Genomic DNA, 24,034 nt, shown 5'->3' with positions numbered 1-24,034 from the left:
AAAGTTCCTGCAAGTTACAGCCTATTATCATCCGGGGCGTGTAATAGCACCCCCGAACAGGCTGCACGTCTAAAGTGCGTAACTCGGGGAATCTGTTCCAATGTCAGTAAATACTCTTTCGCGCTTGCGGGCAGGCGCGGCTCCTATTGCTATGCTCATCGCCGTGGCGGCGGCGCCGGCCTTTGCGCAGACTGCGCCTGCCGACACCGCCGACCAGTCGGCCGAGGCAGCGGACGCGCCCGATATCGTGGTGACCGGATCGCTGTTCCGCCGCACCGACACCGAAACGCCGTCGCCCGTCACCGTGCTGACCGCCGACAATCTCGAAAAGGCGGGCATCACCACCGTCAACGACGCGATCCGATCGGTCTCTGCCGACAGCGCCGGCTCGATCGGCACCGGTTTCCAGAGCGGGTTCAGCGCCGGCGGCGCCGCCGTCTCGTTGCGCGGCCTCGGCGTGTCCTCGACCCTGGTGCTGATCGACGGCCTGCGGTCGACCAATTTCCCGATCAACGACGATGGCCACAATGCCTATGTCGATCTCAACTCGATCCCGTTCAGCCTGATCGAGCGCGTCGAAGTGCTCAAGGACGGCGCGTCCTCGACCTACGGTGCCGACGCGATCGGCGGCGTGGTCAACCTGATCCTGAAGAAGCAGTTCACCGGCATCTCCGGCAGCGTCGCGGCCGGCGTGGCGCAGGAAGGCGATGCGGGGCATCAGCGCGCCGACCTCTCGATCGGCTATGGCGACTATGCCGAGAAGGGCTGGAATTTCTACGTCAACGGCGAATATCAGCGCGACGGCCGGGTGACCAACCATAGCCGCGGTTTCCCGTACAACACGACCGACCTGAGCTCGATCGGTGGCCTCGACAACAACACCGCCGACAGCACGCTGACCACCGCGACGCCGAACGCCGTCGTGGTCCGCACCAACCAGACCGATCTGAACAATCCGCTGGCGGGCGGCACGGCGCTGTTCGCGAGTGGCCTGCAACCCAACGGGTCGGCCTATAGCAACTACACGTCGCTGAACCTCAACTGCGCGCGCGGCAGCTATACCGTCGCGACGGGCGCGGCCCGCGGTACGGGCTGCAAGCACGACCTGGTCGACGAATATTTCCAGCTCCAGCCATTGCAGGAACGCTATGCGTTCAACGGCCGGCTGAGCATAAGGCTGAGCGACAATATCGAAGCCTATATCACCGGCAGCTATTCGCATGACTTCGTCAGCATCCTGAACGCACCGCGCGCGCTGCGCGCCACGCAGCCGTTCGGCGGGGCCCCCGCGCTCGCCTCGAGCAATCCGGGCATCGTGCTGCCGGTCTATGTCTGCGGCACGGGCACCAATTGCGCGACCGCCGCCGACCGCCGCCTCAACCCGAACAACCCCTATGCGGCCGCCTTTGCCAATGATCCGGCGAACGGCGCGGCGCGCATCTATTATCTGTTCGGCGACATCAAGGCGGGCAGCGACCGCAGCAACGAGGTGATCCGCGGCGCAGCCGGCCTGCGCGGCAGCTTCGAAGGCGGGTGGGACTGGCGCGTCGACGCGGTCGGCGCGAAGGACAATCTGAGCATCACGCAATATGGCTTCATCAACATCCCGAACCTGCTCAATGCGATCAACACCGGTGCGTATAATTTCGTCGACCCCTCGCTGAACAGCGCGGCGACCCGCAGCTTCGTCTCGCCCAACGTCACCACGCCCTCGACTTCGTCGATGGTGTCGCTCGACGCGTCGATCACCAAGTCGCTGCTCGAACTGCCGGGCGGTGCGCTGCAGCTCGCGATCGGCGGCCAAGTCCGGCGCGAGACGCTGACCAACAACAACCAGAATGCGCGGCTCGACACCTATACGCTGACCACCTCGTCGGCGTTCGGCAAGCACACCGTCTCGGCCGGCTATTTCGAAATCGACGCGCCGGTGCTCGACATCCTCGATCTCACCGCCTCGGGCCGGTACGACCATTATTCGGAAGGGTTCAGCCACTTTTCGCCCAAGGTCGGCTTCAAGTTCACGCCGATCAAGGAACTGGCGATCCGCGGCACCTATTCGCAGGGTTTCCGCGCCCCGACCTTTGCCGAAAGCAACCCGCTCAGCCAATTTGCCGGCTTCTCCACCTTCACGCCGCCGGCGTCGTTCCTGGCGGTGCATGGCGGGGTCCAGGGCAACACCAACCCCTATGCCCAGGCCTATCAGCTCGGCTCGGGCCTGGTCGGCAATCCCAATCTCGAGCCCGAGACCTCGCGCAGCTTCACCGCGGGCGGGATCTTCCAGCCGGTGTCCTGGCTGAGCTTCACGGTCGATTATTACAACGTGAAGAAATCGAACCTGATCGTCGCCGGTCCGGCCACCGGCGATGCGCGCAACGCCTATTACAGCAAGTCGACCCTGGCCGAGGCGATCGCCGCGGTCGCGGCGGTCGGGCCGGGCTATTCCGTCAACGTCGTCGACGCGCCCGATCCGCTGTTCCCCAACGCGCTGCCGCGCGTGCTGATCATCAATGCGCCGTTCGTGAACGCCAATTATGCGATCACCTCGGGCATCGATTTCTCGGCCACCGCCAGGATCCCGATCAGCGACGGCATCCGCTTCACCAGCCGGCTCGAAGTGACCGACGTGCTGCAATATGATCTGCACACGGCGACCGGCGTCCAGAAATTCGCCGGGACGCTAGGGCCGTACGAGCTCTCGTCGGGCAACGGCACGCCGAAATGGCGCGGCAACTGGCAGAACACGCTGGAGGTCGGCAATTTCTCGCTGACCGCGACGGCCTATTATGTCGGCCGGATCAAGTCGATCGCCAATGACGAACGCGTGGGCGACGATTGCACGCTCAACAACCAGTATGCCACCGGCGACACGGCAAAGGGCGCGCAATTCTGCTATATCCACAGCTTCATCAATACGAACCTGAATGCACAGGCGCGCGTCAACGACAAGTTCACGCTGTTCGTCGACGTGGGCAATCTGTTCAACGCCCGGGCACCGATCGCRCCCGGCGCCTATGCCAGCGCGCCGAACTTCCTGACCAGCTGGCATTATGCCGGCCTGATCGGGCGGACGTTCAAGGCGGGGGCGAACTTCTCCTTCTGATCCGTTCGTATTTCTGACACGGGGCGGTTCCGCGAGGAGCCGCCCCTTTTTGTGTCAGTCGCAGGCCCAGGGAGCATGGGCCAGCGCTGCGGCAAGATGATCGATCACTGCCTGGACGCGTAGCGGCCGCAGCGGCGAGGGCGGCATGATCAGGTGGAGCGCCAGCGGCGGCGGCGTCCAGTCGGGCATCGCGATTTCGAGCGTGCCTTCGCCGAGCTCGCGCCAGACGAGGAATTCGGGCTGGATCGCGATGCCCTGACCGGCGACCAGTGCCGGACCGAGCATATCGGCATTGTCGGTCCACATCGCGACCGGCGGCTGGACGACCTCCTCGCCGAATTGCGGATGGGCGAAGCGCCAGGAGCCGGGGGTGGCGCCGCCGGTATAGGCAAGGGCGCGGTGGTCGCGCAGCTGCGCGGGATGCGTCGGGCGGCCCCGCGCGTCGAGATAGGCCGGCGACGCGACAAGGAGTAGCCGAACGGTGCAGAGGCGCCGCGCGAGCAGGGACGAGTCCCCGAGGCGCGCGATACGCAGCGCCAGGTCGAAACCCTCGGCGACCAGATCGACCTGCCGGTCGCTGAGCGCGAAATCCAGGATCACGTCCGGATAGGCCTGAAGGAAGTCGGGCAGGGTGGCCGCCATATAGCCGATGCCGAAGGAAAGCGGGGCGCTGATGCGCACGCGGCCGCGCGGGATCGCGAGTTGCTCGGCCGCTTCGTCCTCCAGCGCCTCGCCTTCGCGCAGGATCCGCATCGCGCGTTCGAGCGAGCTGCGCCCGCCCTCGGTGAGCGACAGGCGTCGCGAGGTGCGCGCCAGCAGGGAGATGCCGAGCCGCGCCTCCAGCCGGCCGATCGCCTTGGACACCGTAGGATTGGACAGGCCGAGCTCCTGCGCGGCGCGCGCGAAGGAGCCGAGTTCGGCGACCTTGGCGAAGATCGCCCAAGCTTCGAGGTCGGGCAGGCGACGTGTCATTTTCGGCAATGATAAGATGCCAACGTTTCTATTTCGTCAAGTCGGCTTTGACGCCATTTTGTCCCCAACGAAGCAACCCACCGCTTTTACAAGGAGATATACCATGATCGATCGTCGCCCCTTTGCCAGCCTCGGCGGTGCCAATCACGGCTGGCTCGATGCCAAGCATCATTTCTCGTTCGCCGGCTATTATGATCCCGCCCGCATGGGCTGGGGCCCGATCCGGGTGTGGAACGACGACACGATCGCGCCGGGCACGGGCTTTCCGCCGCACCCGCACGCCGACATGGAAATCATCACCTATGTCCGCGACGGGGCGATCACTCACCAGGACAGCCTGGGCAATATCGGCCGCACCGAAGCGGGCGACGTGCAGGTGATGAGCGCCGGGTCGGGCGTCCGCCATTCCGAATATAATCGCGAACCCGGCACCACCCGGATCTTCCAGATCTGGATCGAGCCGAAGACACGCGGCGCCGCACCGTCCTGGGGTGCCAAGCCTTTCCCCAAGGGCGATCGTTCGGGCGGGTTCGTCACCCTGGCGAGCGGTTTCGAGGGCGATGGCGACGCCCTGCCGATCCGCACCGACGCCCGCATCCTCGGCGCGACGCTGAAGGCCGGCGAGACGGCGGACTACGAGCTTGGCGCCGGGCACCATGCCTATCTCGTGCCCGCCAAGGGCGCGGTCGAGATCAACGGCGTGCGCATCGATGCCCGCGACGGCGCGGCGATCAGCGACGAGACCAGCCTGCGCGTCACCGCGATCGAGGATGCCGAAATCGTGCTCGTCGACGCTGCCTGAACCTGCCCACCAACCACGACCACTGACCTCAGCAAGGGAGAATGACCATGAACACCATCACCACCCAGGACGGCACCGAGATCTTCTACAAGGATTGGGGCCCCAAGGACGCACAGCCGATCATGTTCCATCATGGCTGGCCGCTCAGCTCGGACGATTGGGACGGGCAGATGATGTTCTTCCTTGCCAAGGGGTACCGCGTCATCGCGCATGACCGCCGCGGCCATGGCCGTTCCACCCAGTCGGCCACCGGTCACGACATGGACACCTATGTCGGCGACGTGATCGAATTGACCGACGCGCTCGACCTGAAGAACGCGATCCATATCGGCCATTCGACCGGCGGCGGCGAAGTGGCGCGCTATGTTGCCCGAGCCAAGCCCGGCCGGGTGGCCAAGGCAGTGCTGGTCAGCGCGGTCGCACCGATCATGGTGAAGACGGCGAGCAACCCGGACGGTGTGCCGATGGAAGTGTTCGACATGGTCCGCGACCAGACCGCCACCAACCGGGCGCAGTTCTTCTACGACTTCACCTTGCCCTTTTTCGGCTACAACCGTGACGGCGCGGAGATCAAGGAAGCAGTCCGCAACAATTGGTGGCGGCAGGGTATGATGGGCAGCGCGTTGGCACATTATGCCGGCATCGCCGCCTTCTCCGAGACCGACTTCACCGAGGATCTGAAGGCGATCGCGGTGCCTACCCTGGTGCTGCACGGCGAAGACGATCAGGTCGTGCCGTTCCCGACGACCGGCAAGGTGTCCGCCGGGATCGTCAAGAATGCGGTGCTGAAATCCTATCCGGGCTATCCGCACGGCATGCCGACGACGCATGCCGACGTGATCAACGCCGACCTGCTCGCGTTCATCCAGGGCTGAACAACGGCGCGCGGCGGAGCGAAAGCCCCGCCGCGCGCCTTGTTGTCATCAATACTCGGTCATTGAATCTTAAAGCCTACCATGTTAGTGGGATTTTAGATGAGCGAGACGAATCGTCTGCCCACGACCTGCCCGGATCACCCGGTCTGGGCCTCGCTTTTCCCCTATATCATCGGCCCCGAGGATGCGGCGCTCTCCTTCGCGGCGCGGCTGGCGCGCGAGAATGGCTGGAGCCTCGCTCATGCCGGGCGCGTGATCGGGGAGTACAAGAAATTCTGCTTCCTGGCGGTCACCGGCGAGACGGAGGTGACACCCTCCGACGCGGTCGACCAGGCCTGGCACCTGCACCTGACCTATAGCCGGGATTATTGGGAGCGTTTCTGCCCCGAGATCCTCGGCCGCCCGCTGCATCATGGCCCGACCGCGGGGGGCGCGGGCGAGCGGGGCCGCTTCTTCGATCAATATGCCGAAACGCTGAAGCGCTACGAAGGCGTCTTCGGCGAGGCGCCGCCGGCGGACATCTGGCCGGGCGGCGCGCGACGGCTGATCGACGATCCCAGGGCGCGCCGGGTCCACCCGCGCGACGCCTTCATCATCCCCAGGCGCACGGCGCTGCTGTTCCTTTTCGCGATCCTGCTGGCAGCGGCGGTCCTTGCGTCTGTGGTGTCACGGTAGAGGAGCATTGATGATGTCTCTCGGACCTTTCGACCTGACTGCCGAACCGTTCCTCCAACTCTACATGATCCTGTTCGCGACGGTGATCGTCGCGGGCTTCATCATTCCGCGCTGGCTGCGGCCTGACGGGCGGTCGGCCCGCGTCACCGATACGCGGCAGCTCGCCTATCTGGCGGGCGGCGCGACCCGCTTCGCCGACGCGGTGGTGACCCGGCTGCTGGCGGCGCGGGCGCTAGTCCTGATCGGCAAGAAGAGCTTCCATGTCGCGGCGCGCAGCGGGGGCGATACGCCCGCCGACCGCAGCGTGCTGGCGATCCCCGGCGAGGTGCGCTGGCCGGTGATCGAGATGGCGCTGAAACCCTATGCCCAGCCGGTGCGGAGCAAGCTGGTCGCGGCGGGCCTGATGATGGACGACGGGCTGACCTTGCAGATGCGCTTCTGGCAGACACTGCCCTATCTGCTGCTGCTGGTCTTCGGCAGCATCAAGCTGCTGGTCGGGGTCGAACGCGACCGGCCGGTGGGGTATCTGACCTTGCTGCTGATCCTGACCGCGGTCTTCGCGGTGATCCGCTGGGTCGCGGTCGATCGACGGACCCGGGGCGGGCATGAGGTGCTGAACCGGGCCCGGGACGATGCCGAACGGCTGCGGCGCGCGCCGACCGCTGACGAGACCGACCGTGCGGTGGCGCTGTTCGGCACCAGCGTGCTGATCGGATCGGGGCTGGGCGACTATCACACGCTGCGCACCGCGAGCTCGGGCGACAGCGGCGGCGGCTCGAGCGATGGCGGCGGCGGAGGGTGCGGCGGTGGCGGCTGCGGCGGTTGCGGCGGGTGACCGCCGGCCGCGCAAGTCAGCGCTTCTGGCGCGACCGGTTGGCGTAGAGCAGCGCAGCGACGACGGCGGCGGACCCGATACCGAGGCCGATCGTCGTCAGCGGCCAGCGCTTCGCCTTGGCGGCGTCGCCGGTCGCCGCCGCGGCTTCGCGCTGCTCCTTGGCGGCGCGGGTCTCGGCGAGAATCTCGTTGGTGTCGTCCTGGTCGTCGGTAGCCAAGTCACTCTCCCTTGGGCGGGCCAGCATAGTCCCGTCTGAACGCATCGGCAAAGGCCGCGATCCGCCCGTCCGCTATCGCGCCGCGAAGATCGGCCATCAAGACCTGATAAAACCACAGATTATGCTCGGTCATCAGCATCGCGCCGAGAATCTCCCCCGCACGCACGAGGTGATGGAGATAGGCACGGCTCCAGGTGTTGCAGACCGGGCAGGGGCAGGCCGGATCGAGCGGACCGGTATCCTCGGCGAACTTCGCGTTGCGGATGTTGATGGGACCGGTGCGGGTGAAGGCCTGGCCGGTGCGGCCGGAGCGCGTGGGCAGGACGCAGTCGAACATGTCGATCCCGCGCTCGACCGCGCCGACGATGTCGTCGGGCTTGCCCACGCCCATCAGATAGCGCGGCTTTTCGGCGGGGAGCTGGCCGGGTGCGAAATCGAGGCAGCCGAACATCGCCGCCTGGCCCTCGCCGACCGCGAGACCGCCGACCGCATAGCCATCGAAGCCGATATCGGTCAGCGCCCGGGCGCTTTCGCCGCGGAGCTGTTCGTCGAGCGCGCCTTGCTGGATGCCGAAGATCGCGGCGCCCTCGGCGTGCGCGCCGCCTCCGTCGAAGGCGTCGCGGCTGCGCTTCGCCCAGCGCATCGAGCGGGCCATGGCGGCGGCCTGAACCTCCTTGGTCGAGGTGGTCGGTACCAGCTCGTCGAACGCCATGACGATGTCGGAACCGAGCAGCCGCTGGATCTCGATCGAGCGTTCGGGAGATAGGGTGTGGCGCGATCCGTCGAGATGGCTCTTGAAGGTGACGCCGTCCTCGGACCGGGTGGTCAGGTCGCTGAGGCTCATCACCTGATAGCCGCCGCTGTCGGTGAGGATCGGGCGGTCCCAGCCCATGAAGCCGTGCAGCCCGCCGAGCCGGGCGACGCGCTCGGCGCCGGGGCGGAGCATCAGGTGATAGGTGTTGCCGAGGATGATGTCGGCGCCGGCGGCGCGGACATCGGCCGGCTTCACCGCCTTGACCGTGGCGGCGGTGCCGACCGGCATGAAGGCGGGCGTGCGGATCGTGCCGCGGCGCATCGCGATCTCGCCGGTGCGGGCCTTGCCGTCGGTGGCGTGGATGGTGAAGTCGAAACGGGGGGACATGGCCTGCCCTCTAGCGGCGGAAGTCGGCGCCTGTCGACACGCATCGCTTCGCCGGCCTAGACGTTGCGCCATCATGGCCGACGAACGGACGGAAAAGCTGCGCGAGATGGCGCGGCATCGCGGGCTGAAGCTGAAGACGTCGCGCAGGCGCAAGCCGGGCGGCGATTTCGGGCGCTTTGGGCTGGTCGATGCGGCGGACAAGCCGATGCTGGGGATCGGCGACAAGGGGCTGGAGGCGAGCGCGGAGGAGGTCGAGGCCTATCTGCGCGACGTGGAGCGGGCGACATGGAAGAGTTCGGCGGGGTCGATAAAGGCGCGGAAGAAGGTGGCGCCGCCGCCTGAGCCCGAGCCTGAGCCTGAGCCTGAGCCTGAGCCTGAGCCACAACCCAAGGCCGCCCCCAAACCGAAGCCGGCACCAAAGGCAAAACCCAAGCCGAAATTCAAGGTCGCGGTCGCCAACCTGTTCGCGAAGCTGCCTGCCGCCAAGCGTGCCGAGGCCTTTACCGAGCTGCTCGACCGTCCGGGCGTACGCATCGAGCGGATCGTGTCGAACGGTCAGGCGACGCCCGAGGACGAGCCGATGGTGCAGGAACAGTACGAATGGGTCATGCTGTTGCAGGGCGAGGCCGGGATCAGGATCGAGGATTCGGTGGCGGTGACGCTGAAGCCCGGCGATCACCTCACGATCGCGGGCGGGCAGCGGCATTGGGTGACCTATACCGCCAAGGGCGCGCCGACGGTTTGGCTGGCGGTGCATATCGGCTGAATTCCTTTCGCCTTCCCCGGCGAAGGCCGGGGTCCAGTCGGGAAGGCTGAAGTTATGACGCGCAGCGCCAGCCAATGGGCCTTCCCCAACTGGACCCCGGCCTTCGCCGGGGAAGAGTGAAAAAGCCTAGAGCGCCAGCTCCCAGATCTCGCCCTGCTCGGGTTTGCCGAAGCTGTGATGCACCTCGGTCTTCACGATCTGGAACCCGGCGCCGGCATAGATGCGCCGCGCGCTCAGCAGCACGCTGTGAGTCCATAACCGCAAGGTCTTGTAGCCTGCGTCGCGCGCGAAGGTGACGCAGCGGCCGACCAGGTCGCCGCCGATGCCCATGCCGCGCGCCCAGGGCTCGACATAGAGCAGGCGAAGCTGGGCGACGCCGTCGCCGACATCGACCACGAAGATCGAGCCGGCCATCACGCCGCCGCTTTCGGCGACCCAGCATTGCTCGCGGTCGGCCTGATAGTCGCGGAGAAAGGCCGAGGTGACGTCTCCCAGCAGCGCCTCCATCGGGGCGCCCCAGCCATGGCTTTCGTCATAGAGGATCGCCTGGCGCGCGGTGATCATGCCCATGTCGCCGGCGCGGAAGGTGCGGATATCATAACCCGCCGCTTCGCTGGTGCCGAGCAATCCGCGCGCGGTGTCGAGCGCGGTGACGAGCACGCGCCGGTCCGCCTCGGCCAGCGGCGCGATGCGGTGTTCCAGCACCTCGCGCTGGCGCTTGTCGAGATCGGCGAACATCTCGCGCCCGGCTGCGGTCAGCGAGATCGGGCGGCGCCGGGCGTCCTCGCCGCGGCCGCGCTCGATCCAGCCGCTCGCCTCGAACTTGCGCAGCATCCGGCTGGCATAGCCGGCGTCGAGCCCGATAACCTCCTGCAGGTCGGTCGCCACGGGCTGGTCGCGGGTCGCGATCTCATAGAGCAGCCGCCCTTCGGCGAGCGACAGGGCGCTGCCGAGGAAGCGCTGATCCAGCGCGCCGGAGAATTTGGTATAGAAGCGGTTGAACGCGCGCAGCGCGGGAATGGTCGAGTCCATGTCCCCTTGATGCGACTGATACTTGACGATGTCAAGTAATCACGGAGGTGCGAAGCGCTCCAGCATCTCGTAGAAAATCATGTCCGCCGCTGCCTGGGATCCCATGTCGATCACGCCCTTCGGCTCCGCTTCAGCGATGGCATATTCGGCCTCGACGAACGCTTCGATCTCGGCGGGCATCGGTGCCAGGCCGAGCTCGCGCGTTTCCGCCTTGCGTGCGATGAGATCGGCGATGATCGTCCGGACCTGCGCCGGCGGTTCGCATTCGGCGGTCAGGGTCGGGAAATGCATCGGCGGCGTGGCGTCGGGGTGGTGGCGCATCCAGCGCAGCACCGCGGCCGGGCGCAGGATGTAGAAGAGCCGCTTGATCGCGATTCCATCCCCGTCGCTCGCGCGCTTCCATTGCTGCAGGCCGAGATGGAGATAATGGCGCCGAATCAACGGCAACGGCGCATAAGCGTCGGCAAAGGCGAGCAGGGCATCGCGGAAGGCGGGATCACCGCGATAGACGATCGGGGAGCGCAGCCATTCGATCGCGACCGCATTGCCCTTGACGATCAGCCGCAGCGCCTTGGCGATATCCCATCCATTGACATCGAGCAGCCCGTCGAGCGGCGTCTCGATCACGTCGCGCTGCGGCCAGAGCGTCAGATAATCCTGGCGGCGCCGGACAAACAGGAAGCGGCAGTCATAATCGCTGTCGGGCGAGGCGAAGCCCCACGCGCGGCTGCCGCTTTCGATCGCGAGCGGCATCGAGACCCGCTCGTCGCGCACGATCGCCTCGAGCCGACCATCGATCGCCGCGACGGTCGCCGCGTCGAAATCACCGGGAATCGACCGCATCAGGCCTGCCGCTGCTCGCTGCCGCTCGCACAGGCGCCGCCGAGCAGCAGTCGGGACACTTCGTCGGGATGCTCGAAGAACAGGTCTGGCGCGGCGTTCACCAGCGCCTCGCGATGGGCATAGCCCCATAGCACCGCGCCGGCGGTGACCCCGGCCTTGCGCGCGGCGGAAATGTCGCGGGTTTCGTCGCCGATCGCGATCGCCTCATAGGGCTCGACATAAGCGCGGCGCAGCACCCTGCGATAACGCGGGGCCTTGCCGAAAAGCGAGGCCCCGCATTCGAACCAGTTGATCCGCGCGACGTTCGCCGGGCCGAGGATGGCACGCGCGTTCGGCTCGGAATTCGAGGTGACGAGCGCGATCTTGAACCCCGCCTCGGCCAGGTCGCGGAGCAGCGGCTCGACGCCGTCGAACAGCGCGATCTTGTCGGTCTGTTCGGCAAGCCGCGCATGGAGATAGCGGCCGATCCCGGGCAGTTTCCAGCGTGGGATGCCGAGATAGCGAATCACTTCACGGCTGGTGCGGCCGCGCAGCATCTCGACTTCTTCGGGGGTGACCCGTCGGAAGCTGAAGCGCTGCGCCAGCTGGTCGGACATCGAGAGGAACCAGTCGCCGCTGTCCGCCAGCGTGCCGTCGAAATCGAAGATCACCAGGCGATAGCGGCGCGATTCCGCGCTTGCCGTGATGCCTTTGTGGCCGTCCGGAGTGGAGCAGTAGTTCACGCTACTGCCTTGGCCTGGGGGCAAGCGCAGCAGCGGTGAGGATCGGCATGCGCATCTCGGAGGCCTTTTTCACGGGTCAGCAGGGTGGCGGTGCCATGGGCGCACAAGCGATAGCGCAATCGAACCGCGTGGCGATAGCCGTTGCACGGTTTTAGGTGAATCGATCCTCCAGGGAGAAGGAGCGATTATCCCACCATATCCCAACCATATTCATTGCACGGCCCGGTCTCCCGCCTGATACTGTTCGCCGGCCCCGTCGGAACGGGTGTCCAAGGCCAGGGGAGCGAAGGATGGCCGAGAAAGCCGGCCCGGACGAGGCCGTTTCGACGAGGCACGGCCTCTCCATGGGGCAGAAATATATCGGCTTGAGCGTGACCTTGCTCCTGCTGATGCTGGCGGCGGCGGTCTATTCCTTCGTCCAGGTCAGCCTGGCCAGCGACGAGACCCACCTTCTCACCGACGTGGTCGAGCCGCTCGACCATGAATTGAACGATCTCGCGCAGAACGCGTCGGCTGAAGCGCTCTCGGTCGAACGGGCGCTGCGTTATGGCGGCCCGCAGATCAACGATCCGGTGCGCGCCAAGGAGCAGGCGAGCCGCTTCGCCGCGCTGTCCGATCATGTCGGTGCGAGCATCGCCACGCTTGCGCGGCACATCGCCGCCTATGAAACCCGGACGACGCGCACCGATATCGCCGTGGCGCTGGGCCGGCTGGATCTGGAACTGCAGGCGGTGAAGCGCGAGCATCAACGCTATCAGGCCTCGGTAAAGGCGCTGCTGAGCCCGGCGCCCGGCACGCCGCGCGACCAGATCGATCTGCTCGAGCGGCACACGCAGCAACAGGAAATCGCGCTGATCGGCGCGATGGAGCGCCTGACCCGCGAGACCGGCACGCTGGCCACCGCGGGCGAAGCGGGCGAGGGCAGGACCATGTCCCGATCGCTGCTGGCATCGAAGGAGAATCTGATCCTGGCGATCATCGCCTTCCTCGCGGGATCCCTGCTGTCCTTCCTGTTCACCCGCCATATGGTGGGAAGGGTCCACCGGCTGATCCGGGGCACGCATGAGGTGCGGCGCGGCAATCTCGACGTGACCCTGCCGGTGACCGGGGGCGACGAGATCGGGCAGCTGACCAACGCCTTTTCGGACATGGTCGGCGAGCTGCGCAGCAAGGTGACGATGCGGCAGACCTTCGGCAATTACATGGATCCGCGCGTGGTCGACCGGCTGCTCGGCGACGACCGCGCCGTGCTCGAAGCGGGCGAGCGGCGGAACATGACCGTGTTCTTCTCCGACCTTCAGGGGTTCAGCGCGATCTCCGAGACCTTGACGCCGACCTCGCTGGTCAAGCTGGTCAACCGCTATCTCTCGCTGGCGTCCGAGCCGATCCACGAGAATCAGGGCGTGATCGACAAATATATCGGCGATGCCGTGATGGCCTATTGGGGCGAGCCCTTCACGCAGGGCGACCCTGTGCTGGCCGCCTGCCGCGCCGCGCTCGCCCAGCGGCGCCAGGTGACCGCATTGCAGGCGGAACTGCCCGAACTGCTCGGCCTGCGGCGAGGGGCGCCCGAGGTGAACATCCGCATCGGCCTGGCGACGGGCGACGTCGTGGTCGGCAGCATCGGGTCGTCCCGGTCAAAGTCGTTCACGATCATGGGCGATCCCGTCAATATCGCGTCGCGCCTCGAAGGCGCGAACAAGATCTATGGCACGACCATCCTCGCCGACGAGGCGACGATCGACCGGGTGCGCGCGCATATCGAGGTGCGCGAGATCGATATCATGGCCGCGGTCGGCAAGAGCGAGGCGATACGGATCTTCGAACTGCTGGGCGAAACCGGCCGGACCGAGCCCGGTCTGCTGGAGCTGCGCGACCTGTTCGAGGCGGGGCTGGCGGCCTATCGCGCGGGCGACTGGGCGGTGGCGGCGGACCGCTTCGCCGCGTGCCGGCGGATCGCGCCCGGCGACGCGCCGTCAGCGCTGTTCGAGCAACGCGTCCGCCTCTTTCGCGAAACCCCGCCCGGGAAGGACTGGACCGGGATCTGGGTGACCGCCAGCAAGTGACGCGTGCCCAGAGCTTATCTCTTCGGTTTCCTGCCGCGCGGGTCCGGGCGGTCGCCCATCGCCATGGCCTTGATCGTCAGCAGCTCGGCGCGGGTCAGCACGCCGTCCTTGTCGGTATCGAAGCGCGCGAACAGCGTGGCGAACTGCGCCTGCAACTCGGCCAGGGTGATGCGATTGTCGCCATCGGTGTCGATGGTGAAGGGACTCGGCAGGGCGTTGCGATCGCCGAGCCACAAGAGCGCCCAGTCGCTATAACCGATATAGCCGATCGATCCGGCATTGCCGGTGTCCACCGCTGCAAAGCTACGCTTCACGCATGCGTCGAGTTCGGCCCGCGTCACCTTCGCGTCGCCATTGGCATCGCAGGCGGCGATCATCAGCGCGACGGGCTCGGCGACGATCGTGGCGGGCGGCTGGCCAGTCGACGAACCGATCGGCGGGCTGCCGCCGGACGGGAGCGTGATCGGCACCCTTTGCTGCGCGTCCTGCGCTGCGGCCGGCGCCGCCAGGAGCGCGCCGGCAAGGATCGACAGAGGGATTGTGGAAGGGGCTTTCACGGGACCGGCACGCTCGCTCATCGGAGTTGTAGAATCCGATAGCCGGAATCCGGCGGCGGGGGATAGGTTGTCGTGCGACGGGCAGTGTGCATGGTGGCGGTTCAGGACGGAGTGCGCTGCGTTGAATCGACATGGTCGCGAAGGCGCGTGTAGTTAAACAACTGTTATTACATGATATATTTTACGGTGCCTTGAAGCGGATAACGGAAGGAGACTGTGCCATGTATGTCTGTGGTCTCGTCATCCCGGTGCCCGGGGATCGGATCGACGCCTATCGCGCCTGGGCCGAGAATAGTGCGGAGTTCTTCAGGGACTATGGTTGCCTGGAGATCGTCGAATGCTGGGAGGATTATATCCCGGACGGCAAGCAGACCGATTTCCGCCGAGCGGTCGCGGCGGAGGCCGGCGAGAAGATCGTCTTCACCTGGCAGGTCTGGCCCGACAAGGCCTATTTCCAGGCCGCCGAGGAGAAGATGCACCACGACGCGCGCATGGACTCGGCCGGGGACCCGCCGTTCGATGCCAGGCGCCTTATCCTCGGCTGTTTCGAGCCGATCGTTTCGGTGGGCCGGGACTGACGGCCCGTCCGGCTAGCGATCCACTCACCGCGTTGGGAGGTAAAATGACGGAGCACCGCATCTTTTCGGTAAGCGTCGCGAGCGTGTACCCGCATTATGTCGTCAAGGCGGAGAAGAAAGGACGCACAAAGGCCGAAGTCGATCAGATCATCCGCTGGCTGACCGGACACAGCCAGGACAGCCTGGAGGATCAGCTCGCGCGAAAGGTGACCTTCAGGGATTTCTTCGCGCAGGCGCCCAAGATGAATCCTTCACGTGCGCTCATCACGGGCGTGGTGTGCGGCGTTCGCGTGGAGAATGTCGAGGAACCCGTGATGCGGGAAATACGCTATCTGGACAAGCTGATCGACGAGCTCGCCAAAGGGAAGGCGATGGAGAAAATCCTTCGCTAGCCCGGCGGGTATGCAGCGTGGTGGATAGCCCTAGTTGAACCCCATCTGCTCGACAAAAGCCTGGCCGATCCGCCGGCGCCGTTCCCGATCCGCATAGACCAGTGCCGCGCCTTCGAAGAACGCCCCCGACGGGGTGGCGGGGATGATTTCGCAATTGTCGCTGACGGTGTGGAGATACAGGACCGACGGCAAGCCCTGCTGCTGCGCGCGCGGTGCGAAGTCGATGCGCCAGGCCGTGGCGTAGGTCTTGCCCGATGCCGGCGACGTCCAGTGCGGCGACCGCGCGGGCTCTTCGGGTTCGAGCAGATTGAGGTCGAAATCCCAATCGTCGCCCGACATCGCGGTGCGGGGCGTGAGCGCGAGGCCGCCATTGCCCTGCGGCGCGGTACCGCGGACCGGCAGATAGAGATTGCCGAAGCCCTGTTTGGGCGGCCTGCCCACCGCCGTGCCGGTGATCCATTGCGGGTTCGATGGCTGCCAGAACAGGGCGAGCGCCAGCGACAGCCCGTCGTCGAGTGTCACGGCGATCCAGTCCCCGAGATAGAGCTCGCGCGGCGACGGCGTCTGGCCGCGCAGCGCCGCCGATACGCTCGCCGTGGGGGTGCCGTCGCCGGCGGCTTTCGCGATCATCTGGCGGTCCAGCCACAGGGTGCCCCCGGTGATCGCATGGACGCGGTCGTCGAGCGTGATACCGCCGCGCTCGATGCGGAGCACCGGTTGGGCGCATTCGTAAGAGCTCAGCCCGATATCATCATTCTCGAACATCGACGGGCCGACATAGCCGGAGAGCCCTTCCATCACCGTGCCGCGGCGATCGGCGAGGGTGAGGTCGACCGCATAGTGGGCCGGCCGCGTGACCGCACTGTCCGCGCCAGTGACATAGCCGCGGCCCTGCACCGCGAGCCCATAGCGCGATCCCGGCGTCCCGACCGGCGCACCCTGTGACGCGCTTTGGAGATAGTCGAACTTCCAGCCCTTGCTGGTGCCGAGCAGCGGCAGATTCCACCGCAAGTCGCGCGACAGATCGTCGGAGCGGCCGACGATCTCGACCAGCGGCCGGAAATGCGCGCTATACGCCTGGTCGCCGACGGGCGGGATCACCGCCGAGGCGAGCGTTGGCCGCCCGAGCGCGGCACCGAAGCCGATGCCCTCGCCGCTGAGATAGTGGTCCCCACCATCGCCGTCGCGCCAGCCGATGCCGGTCAGGCCCAGGCACAGCTGGGTGCCGCCGAGCGCGAAGCGGCCGATCTCGAGCTGGAGGCCGAAACGCTGCCCGGCATCGTCCTCGGCGATGCCGACATAATACCACCATTCCTGGGCGAACTGTTTCTGCATGCCGAACAGGCCGGGAAGCGAGACGCGCGGCACGTTCCAGCTCGGGCCGGGATAGAGCGGCGGGAAGGCGGCGCCGCCGCCATATGGCGCGCGCCCGGTCGCGACATAGTCGCCCCCGCCGCCGCGCACGCCCGCGGCGGCGAGGATTGCGGCTGGAACCGAGGCGCGGCCGAACGGGAGCTTGTGGTTATCCTCGAACACCAGGCCGGTGGGATAGGAGACGCCGCCCTGCGAATAGGGGCAGATGTCGAAAAAGCCCTGCGGCGAATAGGTGTCCACCGCCTCGCCGGTGAAGATCTTGGTGATCGCGAGCTCGGCCAGGTCGATCAGCCCCTCCTCGATCGGAATCAGGCCCGCCGCCCAGTAATTGCCGGCATAATGGATGTCGCCATAAGTGCGGCAGCCACCGATGTCGCCGCCATAGGGGATGCCGTTGAGCTTGCTCGGCGTCGCGATATAGGGAAGCGGATCGCCCGGTCGCGGTGGGGGACCGAGATCGACCGCGCCGATCGCATTGTCGAACAGCGCGTTGCCGGTGACCTTGACGAAACGGCTGCCGCCATCGGTGTAGATGATGTTCCCGCCGCCCTTGGGCCGCTTGTCGCAGGCGACATTGTTTTCGATCCGCAAAGCGTCGTCGAACGAATTGCCCTGCCAGCCGCAGCAATAGATCGCGCCGCCGTCCCACAATGTCTCGAGAAAGTGCGAGATGTGATTGTTGGCGACGATGTTGCCGCAATTGACCGTTCGCGGCGCGGGCAGGCCCCACATGCCCGAGACCGCGTTGGAGATGCCGGGGAAGCTGCCCGGATCAAGCAATCCCCAGCCCCAGCCCAGCGCGATGCCCGCCCAGGGCGTCTCGCTGATGCTGTTGTGCGCGACCAGGCTGTTGGTGGTGAAGCCGAGATAGATCGCCGCGGAATCGGCATAGTCGCGTCCGGTGCGGCGGATATGGTTGTCGGTGACGACAGTGTCGCGCGTGTGATCGGCCGGGGTCGGCTCGAAGTCGCGGCGGTCGATGCCGCCGATCTGGATCGCGGCCGACGCGATGTCGTCGAAGGCGCAGTGGGTGATGCTGTTGCGCTGGCTGCCGGTGCCGAAATCGATCGCGACGGCGCCCAGATGCTCGAAGCGGCAGCGATCGAAGCGGATGCCGTGCGCATGGGCGAAGCGCAAATTGCCGGGCGTGCGGACGACATGCGGGTCATGCCCGGTAAGGTTGGGCTGGTGCCGGTTCCCGCGCAGGTGGAAGCCGCTCTGGTCGGCGACATAGCCGTCGTCGCCGCTCGGATCGAGCCAGGTCGCGTGGCGAAAGCCGATGCCTTCGAACGACAGGCCGGTCACCGGCCGCTCGGCGGTGCCGCGCGCCTCCACCAGTATCTCGAGCGCCGGCAGGATCGCTTCCGCGGTCGCGAGATCCTCTCCGGGACGCGGGATGTAGAAGATCAGGTCCTCGTCGGTGTCGAGCACCCATTCGCCGGGCTCGTCGAGGAACTCATAGCCATTCTCGAACCGCGTGACCTGCCACAGGCTCCAGATGCCGGGCACGCCTTTGGGATCGGTTTTGGTGGCGGTGAAGAACAGGTTGGCGTTGGTCCAGCCGGGCTGGGCAAGGTGGAGCGTGCCGGGGGTGGCGCCGTCGGGCAGGGTGCGCGACCGCAGGGGGACACGCATCGTCTTCCACTGGGTGTCGATCACGGCCTCGATCTGATCGAGCTTCCGCCACGTTGCGGGATCGCGCCAGGTCGCGGGGTTGAGCTCGGTCGGCAGGTAATCGATCCCGCCGCCGATGACATAGGGGGCGCCGTCCGGCGGCGGCGCGGCGGGCGTGGTCGGGTTGGGCCTGAAACCGGCGGGGATGCCGCCATCGGCCATGGTCGTGCGGGCGCGGATGGCCCGGCGCCCGTTGACGTAGAATTGGCGCGAGCGGGCCCCTTGGGCGCTGGCGACATGGATGTTGCGCTCGGCGTCGTGGAGCGTCCAGCCCTCGATGCGGCGGCCGCCCGATATGACCGGCGCGGCATCTCCCCCGGCGACGAAGCGGACGTCCGGGCCGTCGGGGCCGAACAGTTCCGGGTCGAACACCAGGGGTGCGTCGATCTCATGGGTTCCGTCCATCAGCACGATGGTGATCCTGCTCCCCGGCGGCGCCTCCCCGGCGAAGCGGAGGATGGCGGCATGGGCAGCGGCCAGCGTACGCAGCGGTGTGTAGCGGGTGCCCGGAGCGTTGTCGTCGCCGTCGAGCGAGACCCAGATGGTAGCTGTGGACGGAACGGGCGTGGTCGCGGTCATCGGGCGAATTTCCTGCGCGGAGAGGATCGAAGCTGCCCGGATAGAGCAACAATCCGCGCGGCGGCGGCAATCGGTTTCGAAACCGAAATGGCGCATTTCGGCCTCAGCGCGCCCGGATCGTATCGACCTGACGCCGCTGCGTTCTTCCGACTTAGAGCGAGCTGACTTCAGGTCGAGATCCCTGCCGTTCGTCTCGAGTAGCTATCGAGTAGCTCCGCAAGAGCGTAGCGAGATGGCGTATCGAGAGACAGGTGTCGCCCGGAACAGTGCCTCGATACGAGCCCTCGATACGCTCCTGCGGAGCTACTCGGTCTCACTCGGCACGAACGGGTAAAGGTAAAGTCATCAGACTCTAGGAGCGTTCGCCGCACGGCACTGCTCGAAACGTGGGCCGCTGGTATGTGCGCGAATCAGGGCAGCAACAGCGACCCGTCGCCATAGGAATAGAAGCGGTACCCATTGGCGATCGCATGGGCGTACGCCGCCCGCATCCGCTCGAGCCCCATCAGCGCCGATACCAGCATGAACAGCGTCGATCTGGGCAGATGGAAATTGGTCACCAGCCCGTCCACGCCCCTGAAGCGGTAGCCGGGGGTGATGAAGATCGCGGTATCGCCCTCGAAGGGGTGGATCGTGCCGTCCTCGTCCGCAGCGCTTTCGATCAGGCGCAGACTGGTGGTGCCGGCGGCGATGATGCGGCCGCCATTCCGGCGCACCTGGTTGAGGCGCGCCGCGGTCGCTGCGTCGATGCGGCCCCATTCGGCGTGCATGCGATGCGCGTCGGTATCCTCCGCCTTCACCGGCAGGAAGGTGCCCGCGCCGACATGGAGCGTCAGCGTGGCATGGCCAATGCCAGCCTTTTCCAGGCTCTCCATCAGCGCGGGCGTGAAATGCAGCGAGGCGGTGGGCGCGGCGACGGCGCCCTTTTCCGCCGCGAACATGGTCTGGTAATCCGCCGCGTCCTGCGCATCGGCCGCGCGGCGCGTGGCGATATAGGGTGGCAGCGGCATGCGGCCGGCGCGTTCCAGCAGCAGCTCGACCGGCTCGTCGCCGGCGAAGGTCAGCGCCAGGCTGCCATCCTCGGCCTTGTCGCTTGCGATCGCGCTGACGCCGGAGCCGAAATCAATGCTGTCGCCCTCGCGCAGTCGCCGCGCATTGCGGACAAAGGCGCGCCAGCGGCGTGGGCCTTCGCGCTTGTGCAGCGTCGCGGCGATCTTCGCATCGCCGCGCCGGCCCTCGAGCTGGGCGGGGATCACACGGGTGTCGTTGAACACGATCAGGTCGCCCGGACGGAGCTGGCCAGGCAGGTCAGTGACGTGAAGATCGCGCGTATCCGCGCCGTCCAGCACCAGCAGCCGCGCGGAGTCGCGCGGGCAGGCGGGCCGGAGCGCGATGCGTTCCGGCGGCAGATCGAAATCGAACAGGTCGACCTTCATGGGAGCGGCCTCTTTGCCCGCCCGGTACCGGCGCCGATTATTTGGCCTTTGCCTTTGGAGCGGGCGCCTTGGGCGCGGGCTTCTTCGCCGCCGGCGCCGGCGCCTTCACGACCATCGGCGCGGCAGGCGCGTCGGTCAGCGACAGGGTCGGTGCGACCACCACCGGCGCGGGCGGCGGGGCGACATAGGCCGGCGGATTGTCCGACCCGATATAGGCGTGGAGAATCTTGGTCGGGTTCGCCGGCGGCTCGCCGCGCTGGATCGCGTCGACATAGTCCATGCCCTCGATCACGCGGCCGAACACCGTGTATTTGTGGTCGAGCGTCAGGCGCGGCTGGAACACGATGAAGAACTGGCTGTTCGCGCTGTCCTCATTGTCGGCGGTGCGCGCCGCGGAGACCGCGCCGCGCACATGCGGCAGGAAATTGAACTCCGCCTTCATGTCGGGCAGCGTCGATCCGCCGGTACCGTCGCCCTTGGGATCGCCGCCCTGCGCCATGAAGCCGTCGATCACCCGGTGAAAGGCGAGCCCGTCATAGAAATGCTGCCGGGTCAGCTCCTTAACCCGGTCGACCATCTTCGGCGCGGCATCGGGGCGCAGCCAGATGACCACCCGGCCGCCGGTCGACAGGTCGAGATACCAGAGATTCGCCGGATCCTTGCTGGGCAGCGGCATGCGCCCCGCGATCTGGGTATCCAAATTCTGGGCGGTCGCCGTGCCCGCGACGAAAAGGGCGGATACACACGCGATCAGGCTGGCAATAAAACGCATCATATCCCCGTAACATCCTGGCCCCGATATTTCGGGCCCGTAAGACTTGCAGCGCGCTTAGAGCAAATCCCGGCTTGCGCCAATCTGAACATCCCCGCTGCAAACCGCCCTCATCCGACGCAACCGTGGCGCTCATGTGGCGGGCAGGGCGAAATCGCGCTCAGCTGCCCTTGCGGCCGATCTTCTCCACGCGGGCGGCCACGTCCACCGCAACGGCCGGGGAGACGAACCGGCCGATCGGCCCGCCATAAAGCGCGATCTCCTTGACCAGCCGGCTCGCGATCGGCTGCAGCGAGACATCGGCCATCAGGAACACCGTCTCGACACGCGGGTTGATCTGCTGGTTCATGCCCGCCATCTGATATTCATATTCGAAATCGGCGACGGCGCGCAGGCCGCGCACGATCACCTTCGCGCCCTCGCGCTCGGCGAAATCCATCAGCAGCGAATCGAAGCTGACGACATGGATCTCCCCGCCGATCCCCGCCACCTCGCGCTGGACCATCGCCATGCGCTCGTCGAGGTCGAACATCGGCGACTTGGACGGATTGGTCGTCACGCCGATGACGAGCCGGTCGACCAGCTTCGCGCCGCGCCGGATGATGTCCATATGCCCGAGCGTGACGGGATCGAAGGTGCCCGGATAGACGCCGGTACGCATGGTCATGTCGACTGCCTCTGCCAAGCCCGCAAGATCTGCGAACGGGGACTGCGGGGGCCGGGTGCGGGTGTCAAGGCTGCATCACATTGGGGGCCGCATCATCTCGGGCCGCATCACGTTCCAGTCCACCTGGCCGGTGATGCCGCTCACCCGGCGAAAGCTGGATGTCTGCCAGATCGTCCAGGGGCGGGCGGCCCAATCCGGTTCCAGCACCAGCCGGCGCAGCCAGAGGGGACGGTTCACGCGGGTGCTGAGGTCGTAGGCGGCATCGAATTCGCGGGTGAGGTAGAGCGTCACCGGCTTGCCGAACCGTGCCTCGACCGGACGGATAAAGGCCGCCAGTTCCGCCATCAGCGCCGAAATTGACGGGCGCGCTGCGCAATTGCCACCGAACTCGAGGTCGATGACCGGCGGCAGCGCTGCTGGGTCGAGCGGCACGGTCGCGATGAAATTGGCGGCCTGGTCAGCGCCGGAGCGGCACAAGGTGAAGAAATGATAGGCGCCGCGTGCAATCCGGACCCGGCCCGCTGCGGCCCAGTTCCCGGCGAAGCGCGGATCGCGATGATCGCCGCCCTCGGTCGCCTTGATATAGGCGAAATCCACTTGTTGTGCGGGTAGCGCCGCCCAGTCGATCGTGCCCTGATGATGCGAGACGTCGATGCCCTGGCGCGGATAGCGCGATTCGGACGGGTGCCAGTGCGGCGCGTAGTACCAGGCGCCAAGCCCGATCGCCGCGAACAGCAGCGCCGCGCCAATCCGTAGTGGGCGGGATCGGCCTATCGGTCGCGTTCCAGGGTGAAGCGCGCGATCTGGCGCAGTAGGTCGGCCTCCGGCCCAAAACCCTGCAGGTGCTGGATCGCCTGATCCACCAGCATCCGGGCCTGCGCACGGGCGCGATCGACGCCGAGCAGTGACAGGAAGGTCTCCTTGCCCGCGCCTTCGTCCTTGCGCAGCTTCTTGCCCGCGGCTGCCTCGTCGCCCTCGACGTCGAGCAGGTCGTCGGCGATCTGGAAGGCCAGGCCGACGTCGCGGGCATAGCCGCGCAAGGGCGTCCGGCCATCAGGCGGGACGCGACCCAGGATCGCTCCGGCTTCGACCGAGCAGGCGATCAGCGCGCCGGTCTTCATCGCCTGCAGACGGGTGACGGTCGGCAGGTCGAAGCTCGCTTTCTCCGCCTCCAGGTCCATCATCTGGCCGCCCGCCATGCCCGACGGGCCGGCCGCATGGGCAAGGTCGAGCACCAGCTCGCTGCGCACGAACGGATCGGGATGAGTGGCCGGATCGGCCAGGATCTCGAAGGCCAGCGCGTGGAGCGAATCGCCCGCCAGGATCGCGGTCGCCTCGTCGAACGCCTTGTGCACCGTCGGTTTGCCGCGGCGCATGTCGTCATTGTCCATCGCGGGCAGATCGTCGTGGATCAGCGAATAGACATGGATGCATTCGATCGCCGTCGCGACCCGGCCGGCGCAATCCCGGTCGACGCCGAACAACCGCGCCGTCGCGAATACCAGCAGGGGGCGCAGCCGCTTGCCGCCGCCGATGGCCGCATGGCGCATCGCGCGGTAAAGCTCGGCGCGGGGATCGCCGGGGATGGCGAGAAAAGCGTCGAGCCGCCGGTCGACATCCGCGCCGACCTGAGTGAGCGCCGCCTGCAGCGACAAGGACGCGGGCATCGGATCAGCCCGCGGCAAAGGGTTGGGTGCCGGCGGCGCGGCCCTCGCCATCAAGCCGGATCGCCTCGATTCGCGCCTGCGCCGCGTCCAGCCGATCGGCGCAGCGGCGCCGCAGCTTGTCGCCGCGCTCGTACAGGCTGATCGCCTGGTCGAGCGGGGCCTCGCCGGTTTCGAGTCGAGAGACGATCGTCTCCAATTCCTTTAGCGCGTCCTCGAACGACAGCTCTTCAATGGGTCTCTCCATCGCGCCGCTATGCGGCACGCGGGCGAGGGGGGTCAAGGACGCCTGAGC

General features: G+C 66.7%; 23 protein-coding genes. 9 read left to right on the top strand and 14 right to left on the bottom strand.

What is annotated here, in order from left to right; all coding sequences use genetic code 11:
- The first annotated feature begins 151 nt into the window (after nt 1-151).
- Nucleotides 152-3,100 (top strand): TonB-dependent receptor domain-containing protein, encoded by a 2,949-nt coding sequence (locus AC1DX5_RS00205; protein WP_465175883.1) that lies wholly within the window; start codon nt 152-154, stop codon nt 3,098-3,100.
- 54 nt (nt 3,101-3,154) lie between these two features.
- Here AC1DX5_RS00205 and AC1DX5_RS00200 read toward each other — a convergent pair whose 3' ends face one another.
- Nucleotides 3,155-4,072, bottom strand: coding sequence for a LysR family transcriptional regulator (locus AC1DX5_RS00200; RefSeq protein WP_465175884.1), 918 nt, complete (start codon nt 4,070-4,072; stop codon nt 3,155-3,157).
- 103 nt (nt 4,073-4,175) lie between these two features.
- On the opposite strand from AC1DX5_RS00200, the gene AC1DX5_RS00195 reads away from it, so the two are divergent.
- From AC1DX5_RS00195 to AC1DX5_RS00180, 4 genes are all read left to right on the top strand, one after another.
- Nucleotides 4,176-4,874, top strand: a complete 699-nt coding sequence (locus AC1DX5_RS00195) for a pirin family protein (protein ID WP_465175885.1) — start codon at nt 4,176-4,178, stop codon at nt 4,872-4,874.
- A gap of 47 nt (nt 4,875-4,921) precedes the next feature.
- Nucleotides 4,922-5,749, top strand: coding sequence for an alpha/beta fold hydrolase (locus tag AC1DX5_RS00190; RefSeq protein WP_478013675.1), 828 nt, complete (start codon nt 4,922-4,924; stop codon nt 5,747-5,749).
- Between the two features lie 99 nt (nt 5,750-5,848).
- Entirely contained in the window at nt 5,849-6,424 is a 576-nt protein-coding gene (locus tag AC1DX5_RS00185; protein ID WP_478013674.1) for a glycine-rich domain-containing protein, read from the top strand.
- Between the two features lie 10 nt (nt 6,425-6,434).
- Nucleotides 6,435-7,259: a TIGR04222 domain-containing membrane protein gene (locus tag AC1DX5_RS00180; protein WP_478013672.1), complete on the top strand. Its 825-nt coding sequence runs from the start codon at nt 6,435-6,437 to the stop codon at nt 7,257-7,259.
- 16 nt (nt 7,260-7,275) lie between these two features.
- Here AC1DX5_RS00180 and AC1DX5_RS00175 read toward each other — a convergent pair whose 3' ends face one another.
- Complete coding sequence (locus tag AC1DX5_RS00175; RefSeq protein WP_465175889.1) at nt 7,276-7,476, bottom strand: hypothetical protein; 201 nt, start codon at nt 7,474-7,476, stop codon at nt 7,276-7,278.
- 1 nt (nt 7,477) lies between these two features.
- Complete coding sequence (tgt, locus tag AC1DX5_RS00170; RefSeq protein ID WP_478013671.1) at nt 7,478-8,617, bottom strand: tRNA guanosine(34) transglycosylase Tgt; 1,140 nt, start codon at nt 8,615-8,617, stop codon at nt 7,478-7,480.
- A 73-nt stretch (nt 8,618-8,690) separates the two neighbouring features.
- On the opposite strand from tgt, the gene AC1DX5_RS00165 reads away from it, so the two are divergent.
- Entirely contained in the window at nt 8,691-9,383 is a 693-nt protein-coding gene (locus AC1DX5_RS00165) for a hypothetical protein (protein WP_478013670.1), read from the top strand.
- 126 nt (nt 9,384-9,509) lie between these two features.
- Here AC1DX5_RS00165 and AC1DX5_RS00160 read toward each other — a convergent pair whose 3' ends face one another.
- The 3 genes from AC1DX5_RS00160 to AC1DX5_RS00150 are packed head-to-tail and all read right to left on the bottom strand — an operon-like array spanning nt 9,510 to nt 11,980.
- Nucleotides 9,510-10,415, bottom strand: a complete 906-nt coding sequence (locus AC1DX5_RS00160; RefSeq protein ID WP_465172128.1) for a bifunctional helix-turn-helix transcriptional regulator/GNAT family N-acetyltransferase — start codon at nt 10,413-10,415, stop codon at nt 9,510-9,512.
- Between the two features lie 39 nt (nt 10,416-10,454).
- Nucleotides 10,455-11,258 carry a nucleotidyltransferase domain-containing protein gene (locus tag AC1DX5_RS00155; protein ID WP_465172129.1) on the bottom strand — a complete coding sequence of 268 codons (804 nt, stop codon included), beginning with the start codon at nt 11,256-11,258 and terminating at the stop codon, nt 10,455-10,457.
- Nucleotides 11,258-11,980, bottom strand: a complete 723-nt coding sequence (locus AC1DX5_RS00150) for an HAD hydrolase-like protein (protein ID WP_478013668.1) — start codon at nt 11,978-11,980, stop codon at nt 11,258-11,260. Before AC1DX5_RS00150 ends, AC1DX5_RS00155 begins: the two co-directional genes overlap by 1 nt.
- A 290-nt stretch (nt 11,981-12,270) precedes the next feature.
- Between AC1DX5_RS00150 and AC1DX5_RS00145 the strand changes: the two genes are divergently transcribed.
- Nucleotides 12,271-14,046, top strand: a complete 1,776-nt coding sequence (locus AC1DX5_RS00145; RefSeq protein ID WP_478013667.1) for an adenylate/guanylate cyclase domain-containing protein — start codon at nt 12,271-12,273, stop codon at nt 14,044-14,046.
- A gap of 14 nt (nt 14,047-14,060) precedes the next feature.
- On the opposite strand, the gene AC1DX5_RS00140 is transcribed toward AC1DX5_RS00145, so the two are convergent.
- On the bottom strand, nt 14,061-14,603 hold the full coding sequence (locus AC1DX5_RS00140; protein ID WP_478013666.1) for an EF-hand domain-containing protein: 543 nt from the start codon (nt 14,601-14,603) through the stop codon (nt 14,061-14,063).
- A 221-nt stretch (nt 14,604-14,824) separates the two neighbouring features.
- On the opposite strand from AC1DX5_RS00140, the gene AC1DX5_RS00135 reads away from it, so the two are divergent.
- Nucleotides 14,825-15,181, top strand: coding sequence for a DUF1428 domain-containing protein (locus tag AC1DX5_RS00135; RefSeq protein ID WP_465172133.1), 357 nt, complete (start codon nt 14,825-14,827; stop codon nt 15,179-15,181).
- 44 nt (nt 15,182-15,225) lie between these two features.
- The gene (locus tag AC1DX5_RS00130; RefSeq protein ID WP_465172134.1) at nt 15,226-15,573 is read left to right on the top strand and encodes a DUF2200 domain-containing protein; all 348 of its coding nucleotides are present in this window, start codon (nt 15,226-15,228) and stop codon (nt 15,571-15,573) included.
- A gap of 30 nt (nt 15,574-15,603) precedes the next feature.
- Here the strand turns inward: AC1DX5_RS00130 and AC1DX5_RS00125 are convergent, their stop codons facing one another.
- The 7 genes from AC1DX5_RS00125 to AC1DX5_RS00095 form a co-directional block, all read right to left on the bottom strand.
- Complete coding sequence (locus AC1DX5_RS00125) at nt 15,604-19,200, bottom strand: hypothetical protein (protein ID WP_478013664.1); 3,597 nt, start codon at nt 19,198-19,200, stop codon at nt 15,604-15,606.
- 410 nt (nt 19,201-19,610) lie between these two features.
- Nucleotides 19,611-20,636: a tRNA preQ1(34) S-adenosylmethionine ribosyltransferase-isomerase QueA gene (queA, locus tag AC1DX5_RS00120; RefSeq protein WP_478013663.1), complete on the bottom strand. Its 1,026-nt coding sequence runs from the start codon at nt 20,634-20,636 to the stop codon at nt 19,611-19,613.
- A gap of 37 nt (nt 20,637-20,673) precedes the next feature.
- On the bottom strand, nt 20,674-21,408 hold the full coding sequence (locus AC1DX5_RS00115; protein ID WP_478014024.1) for a peptidylprolyl isomerase: 735 nt from the start codon (nt 21,406-21,408) through the stop codon (nt 20,674-20,676).
- Nucleotides 21,409-21,568: 160 nt separating this feature from the next.
- Entirely contained in the window at nt 21,569-22,069 is a 501-nt protein-coding gene (gene coaD, locus AC1DX5_RS00110) for a pantetheine-phosphate adenylyltransferase (RefSeq protein WP_465173875.1), read from the bottom strand.
- An 81-nt stretch (nt 22,070-22,150) separates the two neighbouring features.
- Complete coding sequence (locus tag AC1DX5_RS00105; RefSeq protein ID WP_478014023.1) at nt 22,151-22,729, bottom strand: GH25 family lysozyme; 579 nt, start codon at nt 22,727-22,729, stop codon at nt 22,151-22,153.
- 116 nt (nt 22,730-22,845) lie between these two features.
- Nucleotides 22,846-23,742: a polyprenyl synthetase family protein gene (locus AC1DX5_RS00100; protein WP_465172137.1), complete on the bottom strand. Its 897-nt coding sequence runs from the start codon at nt 23,740-23,742 to the stop codon at nt 22,846-22,848.
- A gap of 4 nt (nt 23,743-23,746) precedes the next feature.
- Nucleotides 23,747-23,986, bottom strand: a complete 240-nt coding sequence (locus tag AC1DX5_RS00095) for an exodeoxyribonuclease VII small subunit (protein WP_465172138.1) — start codon at nt 23,984-23,986, stop codon at nt 23,747-23,749.
- Nucleotides 23,987-24,034: the final 48 nt, after the last annotated feature.

Source organism: Sphingomonas sp. P2_B6, assembly GCF_056404755.1.
Note: the sequence above shows the minus strand (reverse complement) of the source record. Positions and strands in the feature narration are given on the sequence as shown.

Bases quoted from the DNA above. Each gene is read 5' to 3' on its own strand.
- AC1DX5_RS00200 (WP_465175884.1), bottom strand. From the start codon at position 4,072: ATGACACGTCGCCTGCCCGACCTCGAAGCTTGGGCGATCTTCGCCAAG.
- AC1DX5_RS00195 (WP_465175885.1), top strand. From the start codon at position 4,176: ATGATCGATCGTCGCCCCTTTGCCAGCCTCGGCGGTGCCAATCACGGC.
- AC1DX5_RS00115 (WP_478014024.1), bottom strand. From the start codon at position 21,408: ATGCGTTTTATTGCCAGCCTGATCGCGTGTGTATCCGCCCTTTTCGTC.
- tgt (WP_478013671.1), bottom strand. From the start codon at position 8,617: ATGTCCCCCCGTTTCGACTTCACCATCCACGCCACCGACGGCAAGGCC.
- AC1DX5_RS00180 (WP_478013672.1), top strand. From the start codon at position 6,435: ATGATGTCTCTCGGACCTTTCGACCTGACTGCCGAACCGTTCCTCCAA.
- AC1DX5_RS00100 (WP_465172137.1), bottom strand. From the start codon at position 23,742: ATGCCCGCGTCCTTGTCGCTGCAGGCGGCGCTCACTCAGGTCGGCGCG.
- AC1DX5_RS00190 (WP_478013675.1), top strand. From the start codon at position 4,922: ATGAACACCATCACCACCCAGGACGGCACCGAGATCTTCTACAAGGAT.
- AC1DX5_RS00155 (WP_465172129.1), bottom strand. From the start codon at position 11,258: ATGCGGTCGATTCCCGGTGATTTCGACGCGGCGACCGTCGCGGCGATC.
- queA (WP_478013663.1), bottom strand. From the start codon at position 20,636: ATGAAGGTCGACCTGTTCGATTTCGATCTGCCGCCGGAACGCATCGCG.
- AC1DX5_RS00145 (WP_478013667.1), top strand. From the start codon at position 12,271: ATGGCCGAGAAAGCCGGCCCGGACGAGGCCGTTTCGACGAGGCACGGC.
- AC1DX5_RS00095 (WP_465172138.1), bottom strand. From the start codon at position 23,986: ATGGAGAGACCCATTGAAGAGCTGTCGTTCGAGGACGCGCTAAAGGAA.
- AC1DX5_RS00125 (WP_478013664.1), bottom strand. From the start codon at position 19,200: ATGACCGCGACCACGCCCGTTCCGTCCACAGCTACCATCTGGGTCTCG.
- coaD (WP_465173875.1), bottom strand. From the start codon at position 22,069: ATGCGTACCGGCGTCTATCCGGGCACCTTCGATCCCGTCACGCTCGGG.
- AC1DX5_RS00130 (WP_465172134.1), top strand. From the start codon at position 15,226: ATGACGGAGCACCGCATCTTTTCGGTAAGCGTCGCGAGCGTGTACCCG.
- AC1DX5_RS00165 (WP_478013670.1), top strand. From the start codon at position 8,691: ATGGCCGACGAACGGACGGAAAAGCTGCGCGAGATGGCGCGGCATCGC.
- AC1DX5_RS00160 (WP_465172128.1), bottom strand. From the start codon at position 10,415: ATGGACTCGACCATTCCCGCGCTGCGCGCGTTCAACCGCTTCTATACC.
- AC1DX5_RS00135 (WP_465172133.1), top strand. From the start codon at position 14,825: ATGTATGTCTGTGGTCTCGTCATCCCGGTGCCCGGGGATCGGATCGAC.
- AC1DX5_RS00185 (WP_478013674.1), top strand. From the start codon at position 5,849: ATGAGCGAGACGAATCGTCTGCCCACGACCTGCCCGGATCACCCGGTC.